General features: G+C 38.0%; 19 protein-coding genes, 1 pseudogene and 2 riboswitches. Of the genes and pseudogenes, 7 read left to right on the forward strand and 13 right to left on the reverse strand.

What is annotated here, in order from left to right; genetic code table 11:
• Nucleotides 1–66: 66 nt before the first annotated feature.
• Nucleotides 67–2334 carry an aconitate hydratase gene (locus tag ACJ5H0_RS10950; RefSeq protein ID WP_273649986.1) on the forward strand — a complete coding sequence of 756 codons (2268 nt, stop codon included), beginning with the start codon at nucleotides 67–69 and terminating at the stop codon, nucleotides 2332–2334.
• A gap of 189 nt (nucleotides 2335–2523) precedes the next feature.
• Nucleotides 2524–3318: a DUF5694 domain-containing protein gene (locus tag ACJ5H0_RS10955; protein WP_411249568.1), complete on the forward strand. Its 795-nt coding sequence runs from the start codon at nucleotides 2524–2526 to the stop codon at nucleotides 3316–3318.
• Between the two features lie 76 nt (nucleotides 3319–3394).
• Here ACJ5H0_RS10955 and ACJ5H0_RS10960 read toward each other — a convergent pair whose 3' ends face one another.
• Together ACJ5H0_RS10960 and ACJ5H0_RS10965 are read right to left on the reverse strand one after the other, a co-directional pair.
• Entirely contained in the window at nucleotides 3395–3988 is a 594-nt protein-coding gene (locus tag ACJ5H0_RS10960) for a hypothetical protein (protein ID WP_411249570.1), read from the reverse strand.
• On the reverse strand, nucleotides 3936–5966 hold the full coding sequence (locus tag ACJ5H0_RS10965) for a TonB-dependent receptor plug domain-containing protein (protein WP_411249572.1): 2031 nt from the start codon (nucleotides 5964–5966) through the stop codon (nucleotides 3936–3938). The genes ACJ5H0_RS10960 and ACJ5H0_RS10965 overlap by 53 nt, the downstream gene beginning before the upstream one ends.
• A gap of 492 nt (nucleotides 5967–6458) precedes the next feature.
• Nucleotides 6459–6557: riboswitch (SAM-I-IV-variant riboswitch) on the reverse strand.
• A gap of 426 nt (nucleotides 6558–6983) precedes the next feature.
• Between ACJ5H0_RS10965 and ACJ5H0_RS10970 the strand changes: the two genes are divergently transcribed.
• Entirely contained in the window at nucleotides 6984–8981 is a 1998-nt protein-coding gene (locus tag ACJ5H0_RS10970) for a TonB-dependent receptor domain-containing protein (protein ID WP_411249574.1), read from the forward strand.
• Nucleotides 8982–9080: 99 nt separating this feature from the next.
• Here ACJ5H0_RS10970 and ACJ5H0_RS10975 read toward each other — a convergent pair whose 3' ends face one another.
• The 11 genes and pseudogenes from ACJ5H0_RS10975 to ACJ5H0_RS11025 form a co-directional block, all read right to left on the reverse strand.
• Nucleotides 9081–9791, reverse strand: coding sequence for a HesA/MoeB/ThiF family protein (locus ACJ5H0_RS10975; protein WP_411249576.1), 711 nt, complete (start codon nucleotides 9789–9791; stop codon nucleotides 9081–9083).
• A gap of 10 nt (nucleotides 9792–9801) precedes the next feature.
• Entirely contained in the window at nucleotides 9802–10920 is a 1119-nt protein-coding gene (gene thiH / locus ACJ5H0_RS10980; protein WP_411249578.1) for a 2-iminoacetate synthase ThiH, read from the reverse strand.
• Nucleotides 10921–10931: 11 nt separating this feature from the next.
• On the reverse strand, nucleotides 10932–11705 hold the full coding sequence (locus tag ACJ5H0_RS10985) for a thiazole synthase (RefSeq protein ID WP_194304252.1): 774 nt from the start codon (nucleotides 11703–11705) through the stop codon (nucleotides 10932–10934).
• Nucleotides 11702–12322, reverse strand: a complete 621-nt coding sequence (locus tag ACJ5H0_RS10990) for a thiamine phosphate synthase (protein WP_411249580.1) — start codon at nucleotides 12320–12322, stop codon at nucleotides 11702–11704. The genes ACJ5H0_RS10985 and ACJ5H0_RS10990 overlap by 4 nt, the downstream gene beginning before the upstream one ends.
• A 3-nt stretch (nucleotides 12323–12325) precedes the next feature.
• Nucleotides 12326–12931: a thiamine phosphate synthase gene (locus ACJ5H0_RS10995; RefSeq protein ID WP_411249582.1), complete on the reverse strand. Its 606-nt coding sequence runs from the start codon at nucleotides 12929–12931 to the stop codon at nucleotides 12326–12328.
• On the reverse strand, nucleotides 12928–14739 hold the full coding sequence (thiC, locus tag ACJ5H0_RS11000) for a phosphomethylpyrimidine synthase ThiC (RefSeq protein WP_411249584.1): 1812 nt from the start codon (nucleotides 14737–14739) through the stop codon (nucleotides 12928–12930). Before thiC ends, ACJ5H0_RS10995 begins: the two co-directional genes overlap by 4 nt.
• Nucleotides 14740–14763: 24 nt before the next feature.
• Nucleotides 14764–14970, reverse strand: coding sequence for a sulfur carrier protein ThiS (gene thiS / locus ACJ5H0_RS11005; RefSeq protein WP_172281231.1), 207 nt, complete (start codon nucleotides 14968–14970; stop codon nucleotides 14764–14766).
• A gap of 64 nt (nucleotides 14971–15034) precedes the next feature.
• Nucleotides 15035–15132, reverse strand: a riboswitch (TPP riboswitch).
• 125 nt (nucleotides 15133–15257) lie between these two features.
• Nucleotides 15258–15935, reverse strand: a complete 678-nt coding sequence (locus tag ACJ5H0_RS11010) for an RluA family pseudouridine synthase (protein WP_273650005.1) — start codon at nucleotides 15933–15935, stop codon at nucleotides 15258–15260.
• Nucleotides 15936–15942: 7 nt separating this feature from the next.
• Nucleotides 15943–16266 (reverse strand): hypothetical protein, encoded by a 324-nt coding sequence (locus tag ACJ5H0_RS11015; RefSeq protein WP_172281234.1) that lies wholly within the window; start codon nucleotides 16264–16266, stop codon nucleotides 15943–15945.
• Nucleotides 16266–17082: pseudogene (gene panB, locus ACJ5H0_RS11020) on the reverse strand (3-methyl-2-oxobutanoate hydroxymethyltransferase). Before panB ends, ACJ5H0_RS11015 begins: the two are co-directional and overlap by 1 nt.
• A gap of 63 nt (nucleotides 17083–17145) precedes the next feature.
• On the reverse strand, nucleotides 17146–17859 hold the full coding sequence (locus ACJ5H0_RS11025; protein ID WP_172281238.1) for a Crp/Fnr family transcriptional regulator: 714 nt from the start codon (nucleotides 17857–17859) through the stop codon (nucleotides 17146–17148).
• Between the two features lie 90 nt (nucleotides 17860–17949).
• Between ACJ5H0_RS11025 and ACJ5H0_RS11030 the strand changes: the two genes are divergently transcribed.
• The 4 genes from ACJ5H0_RS11030 to ACJ5H0_RS11045 all read left to right on the forward strand — a co-directional run bounded on the left by ACJ5H0_RS11030 (nucleotide 17950) and on the right by ACJ5H0_RS11045 (nucleotide 23140).
• Complete coding sequence (locus ACJ5H0_RS11030) at nucleotides 17950–20325, forward strand: heavy metal translocating P-type ATPase (RefSeq protein WP_273650011.1); 2376 nt, start codon at nucleotides 17950–17952, stop codon at nucleotides 20323–20325.
• 109 nt (nucleotides 20326–20434) lie between these two features.
• Entirely contained in the window at nucleotides 20435–20659 is a 225-nt protein-coding gene (ccoS, locus tag ACJ5H0_RS11035) for a cbb3-type cytochrome oxidase assembly protein CcoS (protein ID WP_172281242.1), read from the forward strand.
• A 5-nt stretch (nucleotides 20660–20664) separates the two neighbouring features.
• A complete protein-coding gene (gene ccoN / locus ACJ5H0_RS11040; protein WP_172281244.1) occupies nucleotides 20665–22926 on the forward strand; it encodes a cytochrome-c oxidase, cbb3-type subunit I in 2262 nt (753 codons plus the stop codon).
• 16 nt (nucleotides 22927–22942) lie between these two features.
• Nucleotides 22943–23140: a cbb3-type cytochrome oxidase subunit 3 gene (locus tag ACJ5H0_RS11045; protein WP_089028120.1), complete on the forward strand. Its 198-nt coding sequence runs from the start codon at nucleotides 22943–22945 to the stop codon at nucleotides 23138–23140.
• The last annotated feature ends 1 nt before the right edge of the window (nucleotide 23141 follow it).

Below are 23141 nucleotides of genomic sequence, written 5' to 3' on the forward strand. Positions count from 1 at the left end.
GAATTTCCGCTTCTTATTTTTAAATTAAATCCGGAAAAAAATTGAAAAAGAAAAATTAAAATAGATATGACTTTCGACATTGATATGATCAAAAAGGTGTACGAGCGTTACCCTGAAAGAATTGCTGCGGCAAGACAAATCGTTGGAAAACCTCTTACACTTTCAGAAAAAATCTTATACACCCACCTTTGGGAAGGAAATGCAACTACAGCACATGAAAGAGGAAGCTCTTACGTAGATTTTGCTCCGGATAGAGTAGCTATGCAGGATGCAACAGCACAAATGGCACTTTTGCAGTTCATGCAAGCCGGCAAAGCCAAAGTTGCCGTTCCCTCTACTGCCCATGCGGATCACCTAATCCAGGCCAGAGTAGGTGCAGAAGCAGATTTACAGGAAGGTATTAATAAAAACTCTGAAGTTTTCAACTTTTTGAGTTCTGTTTGTGATAAATATGGAATCGGTTTCTGGAAACCTGGAGCCGGTATTATCCACCAGGTAGTACTGGAAAATTACGCCTTTCCTGGCGGTATGATGATCGGTACTGATTCGCATACGGTAAACGCAGGAGGACTTGGGATGGTAGCCATCGGAGTAGGTGGTGCTGATGCTGTAGACGTAATGGCAGGAATGGCATGGGAGCTTAAAATGCCTAAGTTAATCGGTGTAAAATTAACCGGTAAAATGAGTGGCTGGACTTCTGCAAAAGATGTGATCTTAAAAGTAGCAGGAATCCTTACTGTAAAAGGAGGAACCGGATGCATCGTGGAATATTTCGGAGAAGGAGCAGAATCTCTTTCTGCAACAGGTAAAGGAACCATCTGTAATATGGGAGCTGAAATTGGAGCTACCACTTCTACTTTCGGGTATGATGACTCCATGAGAAGATATCTGGCTGCTACAGGAAGACAGGATGTTGTGGATGCTGCTGATAAAATTGCTGAACACCTTACTGGTGACGCCGAAGTATATGCAAATCCTGAACAATATTTTGATCAGGTAATTGAAATCAATCTTTCCGAGCTGGCTCCGCATTTAAACGGACCATTTACTCCGGATTTAGCAACTCCTGTTTCTGAGTTCAGAGCAAAAGCAGAAGCTAACGGATGGCCTTTAGAGGTTGAATGGGCACTGATCGGTTCTTGTACCAACTCGTCTTATGAGGATTTATCAAGAGCTGCTTCTATTGTTGAAGATGCTGTGGCAAAAGGAGTAAAACCTAAAGCTATTTTGGGTATCAATCCAGGATCCGAGCAGGTGAAATTCACTGCAGAAAGAGACGGTTTCTTAAATTCATTCAGAAAATTTGAAAACGCAAGAATCTTTACAAATGCCTGTGGACCTTGTATAGGGCAATGGGACAGAGAGGGAGCTGATAAAGGAGAGAAAAACTCTATTATTCACTCTTTCAACAGGAACTTTGCAAAAAGAGCGGACGGTAACCCGAATACGCATGCTTTCGTAGCTTCACCGGAAATGGTAGCTGCTGTAGCAATTTCAGGAAGACTGGACTTTAATCCTATTACCGATACGCTTACTGCAGAGAATGGAGATCAGGTTAAACTAGACGAACCGAAAGGATCTGAGCTACCGGCAAAAGGGTTTGCTGTAGATGACAATGGGTATCAGGCTCCATCTGAAGATGGTTCTTCGGTTGTAGTAAAAGTAAGCCCTACATCAGACAGACTTCAGTTATTAGAAGAATTCCCTGCATGGGATGGTAAAAATATTACAGGAGCTAAAGTTTTAATCAAGGCTTTTGGAAAATGTACAACCGACCACATTTCTATGGCTGGACCATGGTTAAAATATAGAGGACACCTTGATAATATTTCCAATAACATGTTAATCGGAGCAGTAAATGCTTATAATATGGAAACAAACCATGTTAAAAACGAATTAACGGGTGAATACGGTGAAGTTCCGGCTGTTCAAAGAGCTTATAAAGCGGCAGGTATTCCCACCATCGTTGTGGGAGACCAGAACTATGGTGAAGGATCATCAAGAGAACACGCAGCAATGGAGCCGAGACATCTTGGTGTAAAAGCAGTATTGGTAAAATCATTTGCAAGAATCCACGAAACCAACCTTAAAAAACAAGGGATGCTGGGATTAACTTTCGCTAATGAGGCAGATTATGATAAAATCCAGGAAGACGACACTGTTAACTTCTTAGATTTAGATCAGTTTGCTCCCGGAAAACAATTAACACTGGAATTTGTACATGCTGACGGAACCAAGGATATTATTATGGCTAACCACACCTATAATGATCAACAAATCGACTGGTTCAAAGCTGGTTCAGCATTGAATCTTATTAAACAGCAAGAGGCATAAATCTATTTATGCCCCGATAATAAAAAAAAACATCCCGGTCGGGATGTTTTTTTATTTATATGTATACTTTATATGATAACCTTCAATTTTTATAGGAATATGTAATAAATCTATATAATAAGTTGTTTTAATAATAGTAATAAAATATCATGAAAACACTTCTTTACACTCTTCTATTATTTTCCTGCTTTGTTCAGGCCCAAAAAAAAACCATCAGATTTCTTCCCTTCCCCAAAAACAAAAGTATTAGTAGTTGGTTCATTCCATTTTGATTATCCTAATCTGGATGCCCACAAAATCAAAAAACAGGACCAGATCGATGTACTATCTCCTAAAACATCCAAAGAGGTTACCGATCTGGTAAATTATATTAAGAAGTTCAGGCCAACAAAGATTGCTATTGAAGCTTCACCCGAATGGAACGCCAATCAAAAACTCAAAGAGTATAATGAAGGAAAACACCATGATAAAAGAGACGAACGGTATCAGCTTGCCATGAGAATTGCCAGTGAACTGAAGATCAATGAACTATTCAGTGTAGACGCCTCTTCCGTATTAGAAGACCTTATGGAAAAGTTTGGAAAGACTGACTCACTGTATTTTAAGAAACTTACAGAGGGGTATGATTATAAAAGTGATGACCCCATTTCTCAAAACTTTACTGATTTCTATAATCATTCAGAAGCCAAAAATTTTAGCTCACTTATGAAAACCTTTCAATACCTTAACAGCAAAGAATATCACGAATATGGATATGGCGCTTATCTGAGTGGAGATTTTAAATTAAGGGATTATGACGGAGCTGATATACTTGCCATGAACTGGTATAGCAGGAATCTGAGAATATTCCGTAATATACAGAATATTTCGCATCAAAGTGACGACAGGATTCTTGTAATCGTAGGAAACGGACATGCAGCAGTCCTCAGACAACTTTTAACCTGCTCTGCAGAATATGAATTCACAGAATTTTCTTCTTTATAAATATATAGGCAGAGATTTATCAACTTAAATCTCTGCCTTTGTTTATATGGCTTTATCCTTCAAAGCTTGCATAGTATTAAAACTTAAATTCTATTCTTGCAAACAGAAATCGTCCTCCAATGCCATATTGGGAAACCTGTCTGGAGTAGACAAACTGATTATCTGCTGTCAGGGAATTGATTAGTGGATTTCTGGAAGGCATTACATTGAATATGTTATTACTTCCAATAGTTGCAGATATATTTTTACTGAAGTCATAGCCTATTGAAAGATCTGTTACAAAACGATTATTCAATACAAAGTGTTCCTGTTTTCCTACTACACCATCAAAATTAGCATCCAATACATCAGCGTCGGTTACTTTTCCAAAGAAAGAATTCCTCAATAAAATATTAAATCCGGAAACTCTAAGATTATTGGATAGAGTTGCTTTTACACGGGGTACAGCTTCTTCAAAGTAAATCCTGTTAGGCTCAGAAAAGTAACTGTCTATCTGGCTAACTAATTTTGGGGAGGCATGAATATTTCCTATTCTTCTTGTCTGATTCAGATTGAGCCCAAAGTTATTTTCCAGATTAATTCCTGAACCTAAATTGGATGTCTGGGAAATGGTAAGATCAAGCCCTTTGGTCTGGGAATCTACAGCATTCGCAAAAAAAATTGGCGGCACTAGCTCTTGCAAGGTCAAAAGCATCCTGCAGAATCGCCTGATCCGATCCTTCAGGAAAATCTACACCTCTAGTACCTTTAGGCCTGAAAAACAAATCAGTGAGCACTACTCTATCTTTAATTTTAATATAATAAACATCTGCTGTAACCACAAGATTCAAATTTGGAGCTTTCCAAGTAAGTCCTGTACTGTACGACTGGGAGGTTTCCTGTTTCAGTTTTGGAATCCCAAGCGCCTGTGCAGCCTCGGAATTATTCCTAAATGTTCCTACCTGGGTAGTATTACCCTGTTGAATTAAGGTTGATGTTGAGCTATAATAGATCTGGGCTAATGAAGGGGCTCTAAAACCTGTAGAAACAGCACCTCTCCAATTAAAATTATCAGCCAACTTCACATTAGTCGCTAGTTTATAATTAAAGGTAGATCCAAAGTCTGAATAGTTTTCATAGCGCAAAGCACCTTCTACCAGCCACCAATCCGTTGGTTCCAGTTCCACATCTACATATCCGGCCACACTATTTCTATTTCCGGAAACAGCATTATCCGGACTAAATCCCGGAAATACCTGGGAACCGGCAGGTCTTGTTACGCCAAAAAAATCAGTCACAAGCTCATTTTTTGGAGTATTTACGGTCACTACATTTCCATAAATATCATAAGAGGCATAAGAATTCTCGTTACCGGCATTCACCTTATAATTTTCATAACGGTATTCCCCTCCAAATGCAATGTTCAGCCCATGCAATACATCATACTTTTTGGAAAAGTCAAGGTTTAGGGTGTTTTGCAAAAACTCAAGTCCACCTGCATCAAATCTTCTTGGAGAGTTGTTGACCAATGAAGAATTAAAAGTATTAACAACTCCAAAATTGAAAGTATTCTTCCCAAAAGTGTTACTGAGATCTATATTCCAGTCATTCCATTTTCCTTTGATCCCAGCTGCATATGAATAATCATTAATGGTAGACTCAATTTGCGGCAGATATCCGTTGGGTGTTATAAAATTGATATTTCTCTCGGTATTAGGCAAACGGAAAAAACCTCCGGCATTCCCAAGCCTGTAGCTATATCCTCCAAAAGAATACACCTTCCAGTCATCATTAATCGGAATTTCTGAATTATAATAAACCTGTGCTGACTGCAATTTCGATTGTCCAGCCCTGATACTGAAATCTTTTCGTTGAAGTCCTCTATATGCAAGTTCATCATTGGTAACATCCCCTCCTAATAAACCCTGTAAAGTTGAAATATTATTGGCGTTTGCAATTTTATTCTGTAAATCAGATGAAAAATAATTTACTTTTGTTGCATATTGTTTAATCGTATTGATAATTTGCTGGCTATTGGAAGTATTATTTATATTCTTATAAAGCCCGTCTATATCTATCCCATCTTGAGCAGCCCTGTAGTTAATAGCATTATAGGCATTGTATATATCGCCATTCCTCACACCAGCTCGGGAATAAGGATCCCGGTATTGGGTTGATGTGGTAATATTGAAGAAACCATGTTTTCCAAGTTTGAATCCATAATTCAGGTCTAAAGAGATGGTTTCTCCATCCAGTCCACCGGAAAAATTGTTGGTAACCGGTGAAGCATATCCTCCCAAAAATAACTGACCGGATAGCCCCAATCTTTTTTTAAGACCTAAATTGACAACTCCTGCAATAGCATCAGATCCGTATTGGGCAGAAGCACCATCCCGAAGCACTTCAATTTTATCCAAAGCAAAAGCGGGAATCGCATTAAGATCTGTTCCCACCGAACCCCTACCTGGTGTAAGTGTTACATTGATGAGTGAAGACTGATGCCTTCTTTTCCCATTAAGTAAAACTAAAACCTGATCGGGACCTAAACCCCTCAACTGTGCAGGATCCACAAAATCCGTCCCGTCATTTACAGTATGCGATGTGGAGGAAAAAGAAGGGACAATATAGTTTAGAGCCTGGCTTATATTATTAACCGGGCTTTGTTTCAATATTTTTGAAATGTTAATAACGTCTACCGGAACCGGAGTATCTGTTAATGATCTACCTGATCCTCTTGAACCGAGAAGAACAACCTCATCGATTTTTTTTTGATTTTAGAGTATCAGACTGGGCGAAGTAAAACGTCGAAATTAAAGTGGCCGAGGCAATGATACTTCTATTTTTAAAATGGCGCATGTGTTTTATTTTTAAATTTTTATTATAATTTTTTTGTTTGCTTAAAATTTTAAGCAAAAAGTATCCTGTAACCTTGAAAACACAAGGCTAAAAGAAAAATGATAAACGGTTTTATTAGTTAATAGAAACCAGAGGCTAAGAACAACAACACATACACATCACGAAATGCCATGAGTGATCACCAGCATACAGAAGCTTTGCTTCGATATCTGCCGGGCAAAAAGTCAAATTCATTGTGCTGTAATTTTCCCTGTTCTTAAACATTGATTTTAAATTTTAAACAAAAATTGTAAGATGGGAATGAATAGAAAAACATTTTTTCCGGAGCTTGCCGGCTTATCTATTTCAGCACCTTGCTTGTTTTGCAGGTTGCTATCCCATCTATGAGATTCTTGATAATTGTGAGGCAAAGATATAACTATTTTACAAATAAAAAAATAATTTGTAAAATTTTTAAATTAATCGCAAAACCAAGCCGTATGATGATGCAATATAATTATATTCTATTGTGAGGTATTTAATGGAATAAAACAACCCTCTAAAAACTTTCCTTGTAACATTTTTTTTATTTTAAACGTCTAACTGAGTAGTAGTAAAAACCATTATGAAAAAAAATTGTACTCGTTTTATTTTCCTTAAGCATTATTGTCACAAAGGCTCAGGAAAAAACCAACAACCAGGTCAAGGAAAAGCAGATCGAAGGCGTTGTAATTACCAAAACTAAAAAAGCCGTTGAACAAAAGGCAGACCGTACTATTTTTGATTTTTCAGAACAGCCCCAGCTGAACAACGGAAATGTTTTAGAGGGTATCAAAAAACTTCCGGGTCTGGTGTCTACTGATATTGCGGGTATGATGTATCAGGGAAAGATCCTTGATGTTTATCTTAACGGACGCCCTTTAAACATTACTTCCAATGAACTTAATTCATTTTTGGAAGGGATGCCTGCCAATTCTGTAGACCGAATTGAAGTGATCACTCAACCTGGCGCTGAATTCCCGGCAACTTCCGGGGGCGCAATTATGAATATCATTACGAACAAAAATGCTAATAAGTATCTTACGGCAACTTATTCAGGAAATTATTCATTTACCAACTACGGTAAGTTGAGAAGCAGAACCAGCAACTCTTTAAATTTAAACGCCCGTAATAAATATTTCGGATGGCAGCTGAACATCGGACAGAACTATCGGGAAAGTATGCTGAATTCGAATCAAAATGATTTATTATTAAGCAATACGGATAGAATCGGCCGTGGTTATTTCGCGAAATCAGGCTTAACATTTGATCTGGGACAGGACAGATTATTATTAAATTACGATATCTATCATAATAAAAACAGCAATTACACAGATAGTAACGGTTTTGCTGACCTACCGTACATTCCTGTTAAAGACAGTATCAGGGAAGGATATTTTCATGCATTTGATGCTGCCTACACGAATAATTTGAGACAGGAAGCGGTAATAACCTATCAGAAACGCTTTAGTGATAAATCTCAAAAACTAGATTTCCAGTTCGGATATACCAAATCAACGAGTAAATTTGATCAGAATAATATTTTCAGAGATATCAGTTACATCAATCCTAACGAAAATCTTCCAAGATTTTCGGATGGTCTTTTACTGAACAATGAATCTGACATGAGAATTGCTAATTTTAAAGTGGATTATTCGCAGCCAATCAAGATCCTTGATGGAGGAAAGGTAAGTTTCGGTGGATTATATGAAAAACAAAACTTCGATACTCAAAGCAGAGGTCTGACCAATCTGGACTATCAACGACAGACCGCTTCCACCTATCTTGAGTTCCAGGCTAAATTGAAAAAATTCGATTTCACATTAGGATCAAGGGCTGAAAATTATGACATCTCTGGAATTACAAGGGTGATTGACAGTACCGGTGCAATAGTTCAGAAAAATCTGATCCCTTTTAATAAGTTTAAATTATTTCCAAATGCAAGTGTTCAGTACAGCTTTATGAATCAGGTTTCTGTTTCAGCAAACTATAACAAGAAAATCAGTCTGCCAAGTATTTCTGCACTTAATCCCAATAACACTACATTCCAGGGACCGAATACCCAGGTTACCGGAAATCCGAATCTGCAGCCTACGATCTTTGACAATTATGAAGTAAAACTTTCTGCCTTTGATTATGCATTCATCGGATATAGTGTAAGTTCAGCTAAAAATCAGGTTGCACAGATCATCAGAAAAAATGGAAAAAACCTGTTTAATGAGCAGATAAACATTTCCAGCATGAGGATCCACAATTTCAATGTAGGGCTTCCTGTCCCTTTCATGATTTTTAGTAAGCCTATGAGCGAAATCATGAAGTTTGATTTTAATCCAGACAAAATCAATTTTATGTATCTGTATGCAGGATATCAGAAACATGATATTGATAATCTAAACAACAAAGGATTCTGGATTTTCAATGTGATGACCCAACTTATTCTGCCTAAACAGATTAAGCTAACAGCAAACTACAGCTACCTGACGCCAAAAGCAGGTTATTTCTACTTCACAGCAGAAAAACCATTCAGCAATTCACTGGATATTACACTGACTAAAAAGTTTTTGGATAATCGTCTTACTGTTTCTGTATTTGCTAATGATATTTTTAACGGACAGGTAATGCAAGTTCGTTCTAATCCGCCATCCGGAGAAGCGGTTACTTTGAGAACAAAATATGACACAAGAAATTTCGGACTTTCCATTAATTATAAGATCCCAACCAAAAACAAACTGGCTAAAGAGGATCCGAATATCTTAAACAGCAGCAAGAAAGAGGATAACGGAGGGGTAATGCAGCAGGATAGTAAATAATCAGGTTATAGTCTTTTAATACTACATCAACATATCAATTATCATAAAATCGGGCAGTAAGAATATTCTTATTGCCCGATTTATTTAAAAACAATATAATTAAAAATCGATGATGTGAAATCTCCAGTCCATAGTATCGACCAAAGTCAGCTGATTGGTATTCACAGGAAGATCTGTAATTATTTTCAGGCTCAGATGTGCCATCATACTTCCTATTATTCCGGGTAATGATCCCAGAACACCTAAACTATCACAATCCGGGGTATCTTCATCCACCGGTGGTTCAGGAAAAAGATCCCTCAGGTTTTTACTCTCTCTGTAATTAAATACTGCCACCTGACCGGAAAAGCCCAGAATACTTCCATAAACCACCGGTTTTTTTAGTCTCACACAAGCATCATTAATTAAATACCGTGTAGAAAAGTTATCTGATCCGTCTACAATCAGGTCATATCTAGAAATTATCCTTTCAATATTTGAAAGATCTATCTTTTCATCAATGGGAATAATAGTAATATGCCGGTTAAGTGCTTCAACAAATTGTACTGCGCTGGACACTTTGGATATCCCGACACTTTTTTCATTATGAATAATCTGCCTGTTCAGATTATGAAGCTCTACTTTATCAAAGTCTGCGATCCCTAAAATGCCAACTCCTGCCGCTGCCAAATATTGAATAACAGGACTCCCCAATCCACCAGCCCCCACAACAAGCACTTTTGCATTAAGTATTTTTCGTTGCCCTGAAGTACCAATCTCATCAATAAAAATTTGACGGCTGTACCTGGAAAACATTTCTTCGCTATTCATGATCATTCTATTAAAAACCACTGTACACAGAATCCCAATCTTTCATAACAGGATCATATCCCGCATTCCTGATCACATTTTTTATATCCAGCATGCTTCTTTCATCACTGGTTTCAAATTGTTCCAACGATTGAGGATCTACAGCATAACCTCCCGGATTAGTCTTAGATCCGGCACTCATGGAAGTGGCTCCAAGAGATACAATATGATTTCTGAAATTTTCATTCTCCCTTGTAGAAATGGAAATTTCAAGATCTTCATTCCATATCCGGTAAGCACAAATGAGTTGCAAAAGCTCTTTATCTTCCATAATGAAGTTGGGTTCTATGATTCCCTCAGCGGGCCGTAATCTCGGAAATGATACGGAAAATTTACTTTTCCAATATTGCTTTTGCAGGTAATCAATGTGGGCTGCATTGAAGAAGCTATCGACTCTCCAATCTTCCAATCCTAATAAAACACCTAACCCCATTTTATGGATCCCTGCTCTTCCTATTCGGTCAGGTGTTTCCAGACGAAAATTAAAATTTGATTTTTTACCTTTCGGATGATACTGCTTATACACTTCCTGATGATAAGTCTCCTGATACACAAGGATTGAATGAACTCCTTCCTGATGGAGTAATCGGTATTCATCTTCTGACAATGGCTGTACTTCGATAGAAATGTTGGCAAAATGGGATTTTAATAACCGAACAGCATTCAGAAAGTAGGCAATCCCTACGGTCTTATTCGCTTCACCGCTTACCAGCAATATATGATTTACTCCCATCGCCTTCAGAACCGTTGCTTCTATCATAATCTCAGTATCGGAAAGTGTTTTTCTTTTCAGTTTATTGTCTAAGCTAAAACCACAATAGGTACAAATGTTCTGACATTCGTTACTAAGGTATAAAGGTGCATAAAGCTGGATTACTTTGCCAAAACGTTTTTGGGTAATCGCTCTCGCCATGCCAGCCATCACTTCTAATTTCGGAGCCGCAGCCATTGAAATAAGATTAAGGAAATCATCCAATGTTTTCTGCTTCTTCTGAAGGCTGTATTCTACATCGGATAAAGTGACATTTTCCAGTTTTTGTTTAATATCATTCCACTCATAGGATGTGAAAACCTCCTCAAAATTTTTCATTCTAATACGATTTATTCAAATAAAAATGAAGTCAAGGGGCTTGATGCCTCAGCATGGGAACTGATCGAGCCCAGTCCGGCTTCGTAAGCTCTTCTTCCTGCAATAACCCCTTCCTTAAATGCAATTGCCATACTGATCGGATCCTTTGCCACGGCTATAGCAGTATTCACCAACACGGCATCAGCACCAATTTCCATGGCCTTTGCCGCATCAGATGGGGCTCCTATTCCTGCATCAACTACCACAGGAACGTTGCTCTGGCTAATGATAATTTCCAGGAAATCCAACGTCCGAAGACCTTTGTTCGTTCCGATAGGGGCTCCCAATGGCATAACCACTGCTGTCCCTGCGTCTTCTAACCGTTTGCATAAAACGGGATCAGCATGAATGTAAGGCATTACAATAAACCCAAGCTTCGCAAGTTCTTCCGTTGCATATAATGTTTCTATAGGATCCGGCAGTAAATATTTAGGGTCCGGATGTATTTCCAGTTTCACCCAGTTTGTTTCTAACGCTTCTCTGGCCAATTGCGCAGCCAGTACTGCTTCTTTGGCAGTACGGGCTCCGGAGGTGTTAGGCAGAAGATGGGTATTGGTGGGCTGCAGTGCCGTGAGAATACCGTCATCCTTAGATTGAGCATCAATTCTTTTCAGTGCCATTGTCACCATATTGCTTTCTGATGCAATAATAGATTGTGTCATTTCTGCCAGATTTCCGAATTTACCCGTTCCCAGAAATAGCCTTGATTCGAAATTTCTTCCTGCTATTGTTAGTATTTGATTCATTTGAAAGATTTTATAAATTCATTAACGACAGACGGCCTGCCTGTAATTTGTCCGGAGACAGCAACTCCATGGATTCCAATTTTCTGTAATAATTCTACATCTTCAAGACGTACACCTCCAATTGCATAGATTGCAGGAATTTTAACCGATCTTTTTTCTAAATCCCAGATCAGTTGCTGATACCCTTCAAAGCCCAGTACCGGACTTAATTTCTCCTTTGTCGGTGTATACCGCAATGGCCCCAAACCGATATAATCACAAGATTCATCAATTCTTTGCAGGACATGCTCTAATGTATTGGCTGTTCCCCCGATTATTTTTTCAGGACCCAGAATCTGTCTTGCCTGAGTGATTGTATCATCATCTAATCCTAAATGTACACCATCAGCATCTACGAATTCTGCCAAATGTATGTGATCATTAATAATACATATTGCTCCGTATTCGGTACATTGTAATTTTGATTTTTCACACAATTCAAAAAGCTCTTTCCCAGGCGCGTTTTTCCAACGAACCTGCACCCACTTTACACCGGCGTCCAGAGCCCTGTGAATATTCAATTCCTGTTCTTCTTTTGTATTTCCCTGGGAAATATATTGTAATTTTTCTTTGATCAATTTCTACCTGTTTTGATAATTATATTCCAACATTCTATTCCTGCACTGATTAAATGCCCTTACAGGTTGCTCATTCATCCAGATCCCTCCCAGCAAGGCAAAGCCTTCTGCTCCCGATCTCAGTGCTATCTCCATGTTTTCCTCATAGATTCCTCCTAAAGCAATAAGTTTTACATCATGATTATTCCGAAGTCCTATCTTCTCTAAAACCGTGGAATGTTCTCCATATCCCGGTTTTGAAATGCTTGAGAAAAATGGACTGAAAAAAGCATATTCCCAATTGGGCTCAAGAGCATTAAAACAAATGATATCATGTACCGATGTAGAGATTACCGAACCTTTTGCACGCCATGAATGCAATCCATTAATACGGTCCTCTTCTCTGAAGTGTATTCTTGAAATGCCATATTCTGCTGCCAGGTCAAAATAACCGTGCATTACCAATCGATGACGGAATGATGCATCGATCTGATCCAAGAAAACGATCATTTCTTCCTCAGTGATAAAAGGTTTCCTGATATGAAATAATTCCAGCCCATCCTGAAACATCTTATTGACACATTCTGCTTCATTGATTAAAATGTTTTCAGGACTTATGACAATGATCATAAATAAATTTCCTTTCCGTTCTCGATAAACTCCTGTGATTTTATCATCATCCCCATTTCAGCGGATTCCCGTATTTCCTGAGTAATTTTCATGGAACAGAATTTAGGACCACACATGGAACAAAAATGCGCAATCTTTGCTCCCTCTGCCGGTAATGTTTCATCATGATATGCTTTTGCCGTTTCAGGGTCCAGGGAAAGATTAAACTGATCTTCCCATCTGAATTCAAACCTTGCTTTACTCAGAGCATTATCTCTGTACTGAGCACCTGGATGTCCTTTTGCCAAATCCGCAGCATGTGCTGCCAGCTTGTAGGTAATAACCCCGTCTTTCACATCTTTTTTATTGGGTAGTCCTAGATGTTCTTTAGGGGTAACGTAACAAAGCATTGCACATCCAAACCATCCGATCATGGCAGCTCCGATTCCTGAAGTTATATGATCATAGCCCGGTGCAATATCTGTTGTTAACGGCCCTAATGTATAAAAAGGTGCTTCGTGGCACTCTTCCAGCTGCTTATCCATATTTTCTTTGATCATATGCATCGGAACATGACCGGGACCTTCAATCATTACCTGTACATTGTGTTTCCAAGCAATCTTCGTAAGCTCTCCTAAAGTCTCCAGCTCTGCAAATTGTGCTGCGTCATTAGCATCTGCAATAGATCCCGGACGAAGTCCGTCACCTAAAGAAAAAGCTACATCATATTTTTTCATGATTTCACAAATCTCTTCAAAATGCGTGTACAAGAAGTTTTCTTTGTGATGATAAAGACACCATTTAGCCATAATAGAGCCTCCGCGCGAAACAATTCCCGTTACTCTATTAACGGTAAGGTGAATATATCTGAGCAGCACTCCTGCATGAATGGTAAAATACGAAACGCCTTGCTCAGCCTGCTCGATCAGAGTATCTCTAAATACTTCCCAGGTAAGATCTTCAGGAATTCCTTTCACTTTTTCAAGTGCCTGATAAATAGGAACAGTTCCGATAGGTACAGGACTATTTCTGATGATCCATTCCCTTGTTTCGTGAATATTTTTTCCTGTGGAAAGATCCATAATAGTATCCGCACCCCATCTGCATGCCCACACTGCTTTTTCGACCTCTTCATCGATACTGGAAGAAACAGCACTGTTACCAATATTGGCATTTATCTTTACTAAAAAATTCCGCCCGATAATCATCGGTTCACTTTCTGGATGGTTGATGTTATTAGGAATGATTGCCCTTCCGGCAGCAATCTCTTCTCTTACAAATTCAGGAGTAATCTTATTTTTAGGAGTTCTTGCCCCGAAATTGTTCCCGGCATGCTGGGAAGACATTTCTTTGGAAACAAAATCAAGCTGTTCTATTCTTTGGTTTTCACGGATGGCAATGTACTCCATTTCAGGAGTAATGATCCCCTGTTTTGCATAGTATAACTGGGTTACTTCTTTTCCTTCCAGAGCGACTTTTGGCTTATGGTTATAAGAAAAACGTAATTCATCCAGTTTCGGATCTGCCAAACGGGCTTTCCCATATTCGGACGATATTCCGTCGAGAATTTTTACATCTCCCCTTTCCAGTATCCATTGCTCTCTTATTCTTGGAAGTCCTTTCTGGATATCGATCTGCGAATTTTCATCCGTATAAGGTCCTGACGTATCATAAACCGTGACAGGAGGATTATTCTCCAATGTTCCATTGCTGAGCTTTGTAGGGCTCAATAGGATTTCGCGCATAGCAACCTTAATAGGATGAATGCTTCCTTCAACATAAATTTTCTTTGAGTTCGGAAATGGCGAACGCGTAATTGAATGTGCCATAAAATTATTGGGGTTTTACGAAGATTAGCCGCCCTGTGTTGCGGTAATAATTAAAATTGAATCCTGGTCCTGAAGTACAGTATTCTGCCAGGAGGAAATGGGAATAATACGATTGTTTAAGGCAACAGCGATTCCTTTTTTGCGGCCGGGTGCCTCCAGAGCCATCAAAGCCTCCAGGTTTTCCGGTGGAATATCGAAAGTTTTCCGTGTGTGATTGATTATAAGTTCCATTCCAAGATTTTTGTTATAAATCACTTTAGGAATGGCTATAATTGTACAATAGAAATGTACAGCAAAAAGTCATCTCACTTTTCCCTACGCTGGTATGATCCAGATCAGGTTCAAAGGGTAAAGTCTCAGTCTGTTTGTCAACAGACACCCCTAAAGTATGGGACGAAGTTAGTTATTTTTTCAAAACAGGCAAAATGATTTCATTAAAAACAAAAAGACCATCTGCTTTTAGATGGTCTTTTGTATGTTTAATAGTATAATGTTAAGATTAACTTTTATATTCAGACTTATTCTTCGCATGCTCTCCATATGGCATCATTTTGCGGAACAGGAGCTACAATTCTGATCTCTTCTTTGGTCACGGGATGGATGAATGTAAGCATCCGTGCATGAAGATTGATTCCTCCATCCGGATTGGACCGAGGTGCTCCATATTTCAAATCACCTTTTATCGGAACTCCAATCTTGGAAAGTTGAGCCCGGATCTGATGATGTCTTCCTGTTTCCAGATCAATTTCAAGAAGCATATAATTGTCCAGGGTTTTAATAACATTATAAGTTAAAATTGCCTCTTTTGCTCCATCTGTTGCCTTTGGAAAAACAATGGCTTTATTATTTTTCTCGTTTTTCTTTAAATAATGAACCAGCCTCTGGTGATGCGGAATCATTTCTTTAGCAACAACAGCCCAGTATGTTTTTTTAATTTCCCTGTTTTTAACCATCTGAGTAAGACGGGAAAGGGCTTTTGAGGTTTTGGCATAAATAACCAAACCTGATGTCGGACGGTCTATACGATGAACCAAACCGAGAAAAACATTTCCCGGTTTAGCATCTCTTTTCTTTATAAAGTTCTTTATTGATTCTAATAACGATTCATCACCGGTCTTGTCACCCTGTACAAGCTGACCGACTTTTTTATTTACAACCAGGAGATGGTTGTCTTCATAAGCAATCTGCTCCTCCATTTTACATTTAATTAGTCTGTCGTCTGTTCGACAAAGAAAGAATAATCCCTGCAAGAAGCCCAAGTGTTTTCATTGCAGCCAGCCTTGATTCCAATGGAAGAAAAGCGCCAACAATACAAAGGCCTGCGGCAGCATACATTGGATATACAAAATTTCTGTTAGACAGAAAAGGAGCCTGAATGGCAAAACTTATTCCTATGACGATGTAAAATACCCTTTTCGAGAGGATATCATTAGTTTCCGGTGAAAAGAAATTGAACCATCCTACGGCAAGGCAGATCAATGCGATAACGGAAATAACTCCTTGTATAGTCTGTTGATTATCTCTCATTAATAGCTTTCTTTTTCATTAGGAAAGGTAACCTCTTTTACATCTTTTACATATTGTGCAACCGCCCCTGTGATTTCACTGTAAAGATCAAGATATCTTCTCAAAAATTTTGGACTGAATCCCTGGTTCATTCCTACCATATCATGATAAACCAAAACCTGTCCGTCACAGTCAGGGCCTGCTCCGATTCCGATTGTCGGAATCGAGATACTTTCTGATACTTTTTTAGCCAAATCTGCCGGAATTTTTTCTAAAACAACAGAAAAGCACCCTAATTCTTCTAAAAGCTGCGCATCACTGATCAGTTTCTCAGCTTCTGCTTCGTCCTTCGCTCTTACTTTGTAAGTTCCGAATTTATAAATAGACTGAGGGGTTAATCCTAAATGCCCCATCACAGGAATTCCTGCATTAACAATTTTCTTGATTGATTTTAAAATCTCTTTACCGCCTTCAATTTTCACAGCATGGGCACCGCCCTCTTTCATCATTCTCACGGCAGACTCTAATGCTTTTTCAGGATTACTCTGATAAGTTCCAAAAGGAAGGTCAGCAATAACGAGAGCTCTGTCTACTCCACGTACAACGCTTTGAGCATGATAGATCATCTGATCAAGAGTAATAGGCAGCGTAGTTTCAAAACCTGCCATTACATTGGCTGCAGAATCTCCTATCAAAACAGCATCTACTCCTCCTGCATCTACCATCTTTGCTGTAGTGAAATCATAGGCTGTAAGCATTGTTATTTTTTCCTTGTCGAACTTCATTTTACGCAAGGTTTCAGTCGTAACTTTTTTTTATTTCAGAATGAACAGACATAATGTATCTATATTTTAAAAGTTAAAAAGTCGGCTTCCGCCGACTTAAATTTTTTTTTATGATTTATAAAACTACGTGACCTAGTTTCATTAATTTGTCGTGGTTGAGGATCTTGATGTTTCTTCCGTCCACTTCTATCAGATCATCCTGTTTGAATTCGGAGATCAGACGGATAGCACTCTCGGTAGCTGTCCCGATGATATTGGCAATTTCTTCTCTTGTTAAAGAAATTTTGATAAACCCTTCCGGATCTACTCCTAATTTCTGTTCCAGAAGCAATAAAATTTCAGCCAATCGCTCTCTTACGGTTTTTTGAGCAAGGAAAGTAATCGTGTTTGAAGATTCTCCTAATTCATAAGCTATTTTCTGAAGCATTACGAAAGACAATTGAGAATCCACCTCTAAAAGATACATAAATACATCTGCAGGTAGAAAAGTACACTCAATATCAGTCATTGCTTCAGCTTTAGCCTGAAAATTTTCTCCGCAAAGTAAAGAACGGTAGCCAATAATATCACCTTCTTTGATAAACCTTAAGATCTGATCTTTTCCAAAGGCTCCGGATTTAGAAAGTTTAGCAGCACCATTTTCTAAAAAATATACTCCCTTTGGAGTTTCTCCATCTTCGAAAATAGTATCGTGTTTCTGAAATTTTAATTTCTTTTTTGTGCTAATGTATTTTTCAAAATCTGCGCTTGAAAGTCTTTCCTTAAAAGATTTATCATTAAAAACTCTGGCGAACCTCTCTTCAATTGCAATCTGTTGTTCCTGCGACATTTTAATATGACATTTATCACAAAAATAGAACATTTTAACTCGATAAACAAAAAAATTTGTTATAATTTTGTACCTCAATAATTTATGAAGGTGAGCGAGAACTGTTTTCATTGTGGTCAAGGCATAGAAAAAGAACGAATTCTTTTTGATGAAAAAATTTTTTGTTGCAACGGTTGCAAGTCAGTTTACGAAATTCTGAATACCAACAATCTAAGTAATTTTTATGAACTGAATAAAAGAGCAGGAATTCGTCCGGACGAAAATTCCTCTCAGTTCGATTATTTGGACACCCCGGAAATTTTTGAAAAAGTCACCGATTTTTCAGAAGGCAATACAAGCCTTGTGACTTTTAAAATCCCTGTAATCCACTGCTCATCTTGCATCTGGCTTTTGGAAAGCCTTCATACCCTGAACGACGGCATTAAATATTCACAGGTCAATTTTACCAGAAAGACCCTACAGGTTTCTTTCAACCATAACGATCTAAAACTAAGCGAACTCGCTAAATTTTTAACCAACCTCGGATACAAACCGGTCATTAGCCTGGAAACGGCAGAGAAAAACGTGGATCATCTTGATAAGTCCCTTCTTGTTAAACTTGCCATTGCCGGTTTTGCGTTTGGGAATGGAATGTTCCTTGCTTTTCCTGAGTATATTGGAGGTGAAGATTATTGGATGCAGCACTACAAAGGACTTTTTAGAACATTAATGTTTCTGCTTGCCATTCCTGTAGTTTTCTATTCAGCTTCAGATTATTACAAATCGGCCTGGTATGGTTTAAAGAACAAGATCGTTAATATTGACGTTCCTATTGTTTTGGGTATTTTCGTTCTGTTCGGAAGAAGTATTTATGAGGTAGCAACAGACTACGGACCTGGCTATTTCGATACACTTTGCGGGCTATTATTCTTCATGCTGTTAGGAAAAACCTTCCAGAAAAGAACTTATAGTGCTCTTTCATATGACCGTGATTACAAATCTTTTTATCCAATTGCAGTTACCAAAGTCGATTTTGATGGAAAGCAGGACAATATCTTACTTTCAGAAGTTAAAGTAGGAGACCGGATTCTGGTTAGAAACCAGGAAATCATCCCCGTAGATGCTATTCTTATTAACGGGGAAGGAAATATCGATAACAGTTTCATCACTGGTGAAAGTGAAAGCATAAGTAAACAACCGGGAGATAAAATTTTTGCCGGTGGAAAACAGATAGGTTCTTCTCTTGAACTTGAAGTGATCAAAAATGTGGACCAAAGTTATCTTACTCAACTTTGGAATAAGGAAGCATTTAAGAAATACGAAACAGGACTTGACACTCTCACCAATAACATCAGCAAGTATTTCACATTTATCATCTTAGGCATAGCTTTGATTTCAGGAATTTACTGGTCATTCATTGATCTGGAAAAAATGTTCCAGGTGGTATCTGCCATATTGATCATTGCCTGTCCTTGCGCGCTGGCGCTTTCCGCTCCTTTTACTTTCGGGCACATTATGAGGATTTTAGGACGAAATAAATTCTATGTGAAGGATACCCTGACCATTGAGAAAATTGCAAAAATCGACACGCTTGTATTTGATAAAACCGGAACCATTACCCACCGCAAAAAAACAAATATCAAGTATGAAGGTTCCACCATTTCAGAATTCGACTCACTGAATATCAAAACCTTATTAAAAAATTCAAATCACCCGCTTTCAAAATCTTTATACGAATTTATTGATATTAATGATGACTACTTCCCTGTTGATAATTTCGTTGAGACCTCCGGGAAAGGATATGAGGCTACTGTAAGAGGAGCTCATTATAAGATAGGATCTGCAAAATATAATAATCAGGAATCTAAAAATCTTGAAACGGCAGTCTACATCAGTAAAAACAATGAATTTTTAGGTAAATTCATATTCAAGAATGAATATAGAAGTCGCCTTAAAAACTTATTCAAAACGCTCAACCATTATAAAATCTTCATTTTAAGCGGAGATAATTCTTCTGAAGAAAATCAGTTAAAGGAAATTATCCCCAACTATCAGGCGATGGCATTTAATCAAAGCCCTGAGGATAAATTAAATTACATCAAGCAACTCCAGGATAAAAATTACAAAGTTGCCATGTTGGGAGATGGATTAAATGATGCAGGAGCATTGAAACAAAGCAATGTAGGAATAGCCATTGCAGATGACACCAATACCTTTACTCCTTCATCTGATGTCATCATGAATGGTGACAAAGTGGTTACCCTTGACAGGTACCTGAACGTTTGCAAAGGCTCAATTACTATTGTTAAAATGACATTCATAATAAGCTTTTTATACAATATAGTAGGCTTAAGTTACGCTGTTACAGGCCATATGCATCCGCTATTCGCAGCGATAATCATGCCAATAAGCTCAATCACTGTAGTTGCATTCACTACAATTTCAACCTGGATCTTAGGACGGAAATACTTTACCAAAGAGGCGTAGAAGCCCTTATTTAGACTGATTTTAAATTAGCAAGAATCGGTATTTCGTGATGAATGTCATTATTTTTCACTAAATTTGAACCCCGAAAATAGGTTAATTTTGTTGTCTGATGGATATTCTATATTTAATGATCCTATGCAGTGTTTCTTTAGCTGCAATTTTCTTGGTCGTTTTTATAGTTAACGCCCGAAAAGGACAGTTTGAGGATGATGAATCTCCTGCTGTACGAATTCTTTTTGACTCCGGTGAAATAAAGGAGAAAGAGAAAGATGGCAACAAAACAGACGAGAAAGAAAAAGGAGAAAATAATAAAATTGAAGAAAAAAGTGAATAGTTGATATGGAGACACAAAAGTTTAGTTATGACAACAGTATTGTTCGGGCATTTCTTTATGCGACCATAGTTTTTGGGCTTATAGGGTTTTTGTTCGGGCTTACAGCAGCCTTAATGCTTTTCTACCCTGAACTTCCTGAATTTTTATTTGGTACAGATGATACTACCATTCAGAGTTTGAAGAGTGGTAATATCCAAGGGCTAATTAATACTCATGGTGCATTTGGTTTTGGTAGAATCAGAATGTTGCACACCAACACGGTAATCTTTGCATTCGTTTGTAATATCGTTTATACCGGTATTTATTACTCATTACAGAGATTATTAAAAACAAGAATGTATAGCGATACATTATCTTGGTTACATTTCTGGACTTGGCAGTTTATGATTGTTGCTACGTTCATTACATTCTTTATGGGGATCAACACCTCTAAAGAATATGCTGAGCACGAATGGCCAATCGATATATTAATTGCTTTCTCATGGATCATTTTCGGTATCAACATGTTCTTAACTATTGCTAAGAGAAGGGTAAGACACCTTTATGTAGCTATCTGGTTCTACATTGGTACCTGGATCGCAGTAGCAATGCTTCACATCTTTAATAACTTAGAAGTTCCGTTATCTTTCACAGGATGGAAATCATATTCAGCATATGCAGGGGTAAAAGATGCTATCGTACAATGGTGGTATGGTCACAATGCAGTAGCATTCGTATTAACAACTCCGGTTTTAGGTTTGATGTATTACTTCTTGCCAAAAGCGGCAGACAGACCGGTTTTCTCATATAAACTGTCTATTATCCACTTCTGGTCATTAATTTTCGTATATATCTGGGCTGGTCCTCACCACCTTCAGTATACTGCACTTCCTGCATGGGCACAGGCAGTAGGAACAGGGTTCTCTATTATGCTTATCGCTCCATCATGGGGAGGAATGCTTAATGGTCTTCTTACCTTAAGAGGAGCATGGGATAAAGTAAGAGAAAATCCTATCCTTAAATTCTTCGTGGTGGCTGTTACATGTTATGGTATGGCAACTTTTGAAGGACCGCTTTTAGCAACTAAAAATATCAACAAGATCGGTCACTTTACTGACTGGGTAATCGGACACGTACATTTAGGTGCACTGGGATGGAATGGTTTCATGGCATTCGGTGTAATCTATTATCTTGTACCTATCTTGTGGAGAACAAAATTATGGTCTGTAAAACTAGCTAACTGGCACTTCTGGCTGGGGACTTTAGGAATTATTTTCTATGCAGTACCAATGTATATTTCAGGATTTACTCAAGGTTTGATGTGGAAACAGTTCAATCCAGACGGAACCCTATTGTGGAAAAACTGGTTGGATACTGTAACAGCTATTATCCCTTATTTTAAAATGAGATTCTTAGGAGGATTCTTCTACATTTCAGGAGCTATTTTAATGATCGTAAACGTTGTTGCAACGGTAAGAAAAGGATCATTCCAGAAAGAAGTTCCTGCAGAAGCTCCTGCTTTAGCAAACATCAGCAAAAACAGAAAAGAAGGAGAAGGAACTCACCTATGGTTAGAAAGAACTCCTGTATTATTAGGTATTTTATCTTTCATCACTATTTCTATCGGTAGTTCAGTTGAAATTATACCTACTCTATCACTTAAGAAAAGTGTACCTACCATTTCAGCAGTGAAGCCTTATTCTCCGTTGGAACTTGAAGGTAGAGATATTTATATCCGTGAAGGTTGTAACGCTTGTCACTCTCAGATGGTAAGACCATTCCGAGATGAGATCGTAAGATTTAACGGTAAAAACGGACAATATTCAAAAGCGGGTGAGTTTGTTTATGACAGACCATTCCTATGGGGTTCAAAAAGAACAGGACCGGATTTACATAGAGAAGGAGGAAAAAACCCTAGTTCTTGGCACTATAAGCACATGTATAACCCAAGATCGACATCAGCGGGTTCTATCATGCCTCGTTACCCTTGGTTAATCGCTACGAACTTAGACAGATCTAAAATGGTTGATAAAATGTTACTGATGAAAAATACTTTTGACGTACCATATACAAAGCCTCAGATAGATTCTGCAAACAAGTGGGCAGATAACCAAGCAGCGAAGATTGTAAAAGATATTTTCTCTGAAGCAAATGACCTGAAAGAGGCTTATGCGAAGAGACCTAAAGGTGAACTAGAGAAAAAAGAGGTTGTAGCCCTTATCTCTTATCTTCAAAGATTAGGTACTGATATCAAAACAACAGAAATAAAAACAGCAAGTAATAACTAAAAAATATTAAAGCTCAATGATTCCTCAGAACTTTAAAGATATATTATCCAATACAGAAAACGCTGGTTTTTACCAGACGCTGGCTCTGATTTTCTTTATGCTGTTCTTCGTAGCTTTGGTAATATATGTTTTTAGCAGACCTAAAAAATATTACAAGGAAGAAGAAGAGGCTCCTCTGCAGGATGACGAAGACGACTTTAATTTAAAAAATTAAA

This window comes from Chryseobacterium proteolyticum (assembly GCF_046591535.1).
In the GTDB taxonomy this organism is placed as follows: Bacteria; Bacteroidota; Bacteroidia; order Flavobacteriales; family Weeksellaceae; genus Chryseobacterium; species Chryseobacterium proteolyticum.

Coding starts and splice junctions, on each gene's coding strand:
- ccoS (WP_172281242.1), top strand. CDS start 20,435: ATGGATATTCTATATTTAATGATCCTATGCAGTGTTTCTTTAGCTGCA.
- ACJ5H0_RS10975 (WP_411249576.1), bottom strand. CDS start 9,791: ATGAATAGCGAAGAAATGTTTTCCAGGTACAGCCGTCAAATTTTTATT.
- ACJ5H0_RS11045 (WP_089028120.1), top strand. CDS start 22,943: ATGATTCCTCAGAACTTTAAAGATATATTATCCAATACAGAAAACGCT.
- ACJ5H0_RS11010 (WP_273650005.1), bottom strand. CDS start 15,935: ATGGAGGAGCAGATTGCTTATGAAGACAACCATCTCCTGGTTGTAAAT.
- ACJ5H0_RS11025 (WP_172281238.1), bottom strand. CDS start 17,859: ATGTCGCAGGAACAACAGATTGCAATTGAAGAGAGGTTCGCCAGAGTT.
- thiS (WP_172281231.1), bottom strand. CDS start 14,970: ATGGAACTTATAATCAATCACACACGGAAAACTTTCGATATTCCACCG.
- ccoN (WP_172281244.1), top strand. CDS start 20,665: ATGGAGACACAAAAGTTTAGTTATGACAACAGTATTGTTCGGGCATTT.
- ACJ5H0_RS11015 (WP_172281234.1), bottom strand. CDS start 16,266: ATGAGAGATAATCAACAGACTATACAAGGAGTTATTTCCGTTATCGCA.
- thiC (WP_411249584.1), bottom strand. CDS start 14,739: ATGGCACATTCAATTACGCGTTCGCCATTTCCGAACTCAAAGAAAATT.
- ACJ5H0_RS10950 (WP_273649986.1), top strand. CDS start 67: ATGACTTTCGACATTGATATGATCAAAAAGGTGTACGAGCGTTACCCT.
- ACJ5H0_RS10985 (WP_194304252.1), bottom strand. CDS start 11,705: ATGAATCAAATACTAACAATAGCAGGAAGAAATTTCGAATCAAGGCTA.
- thiH (WP_411249578.1), bottom strand. CDS start 10,920: ATGAAAAATTTTGAGGAGGTTTTCACATCCTATGAGTGGAATGATATT.
- ACJ5H0_RS10995 (WP_411249582.1), bottom strand. CDS start 12,931: ATGATCATTGTCATAAGTCCTGAAAACATTTTAATCAATGAAGCAGAA.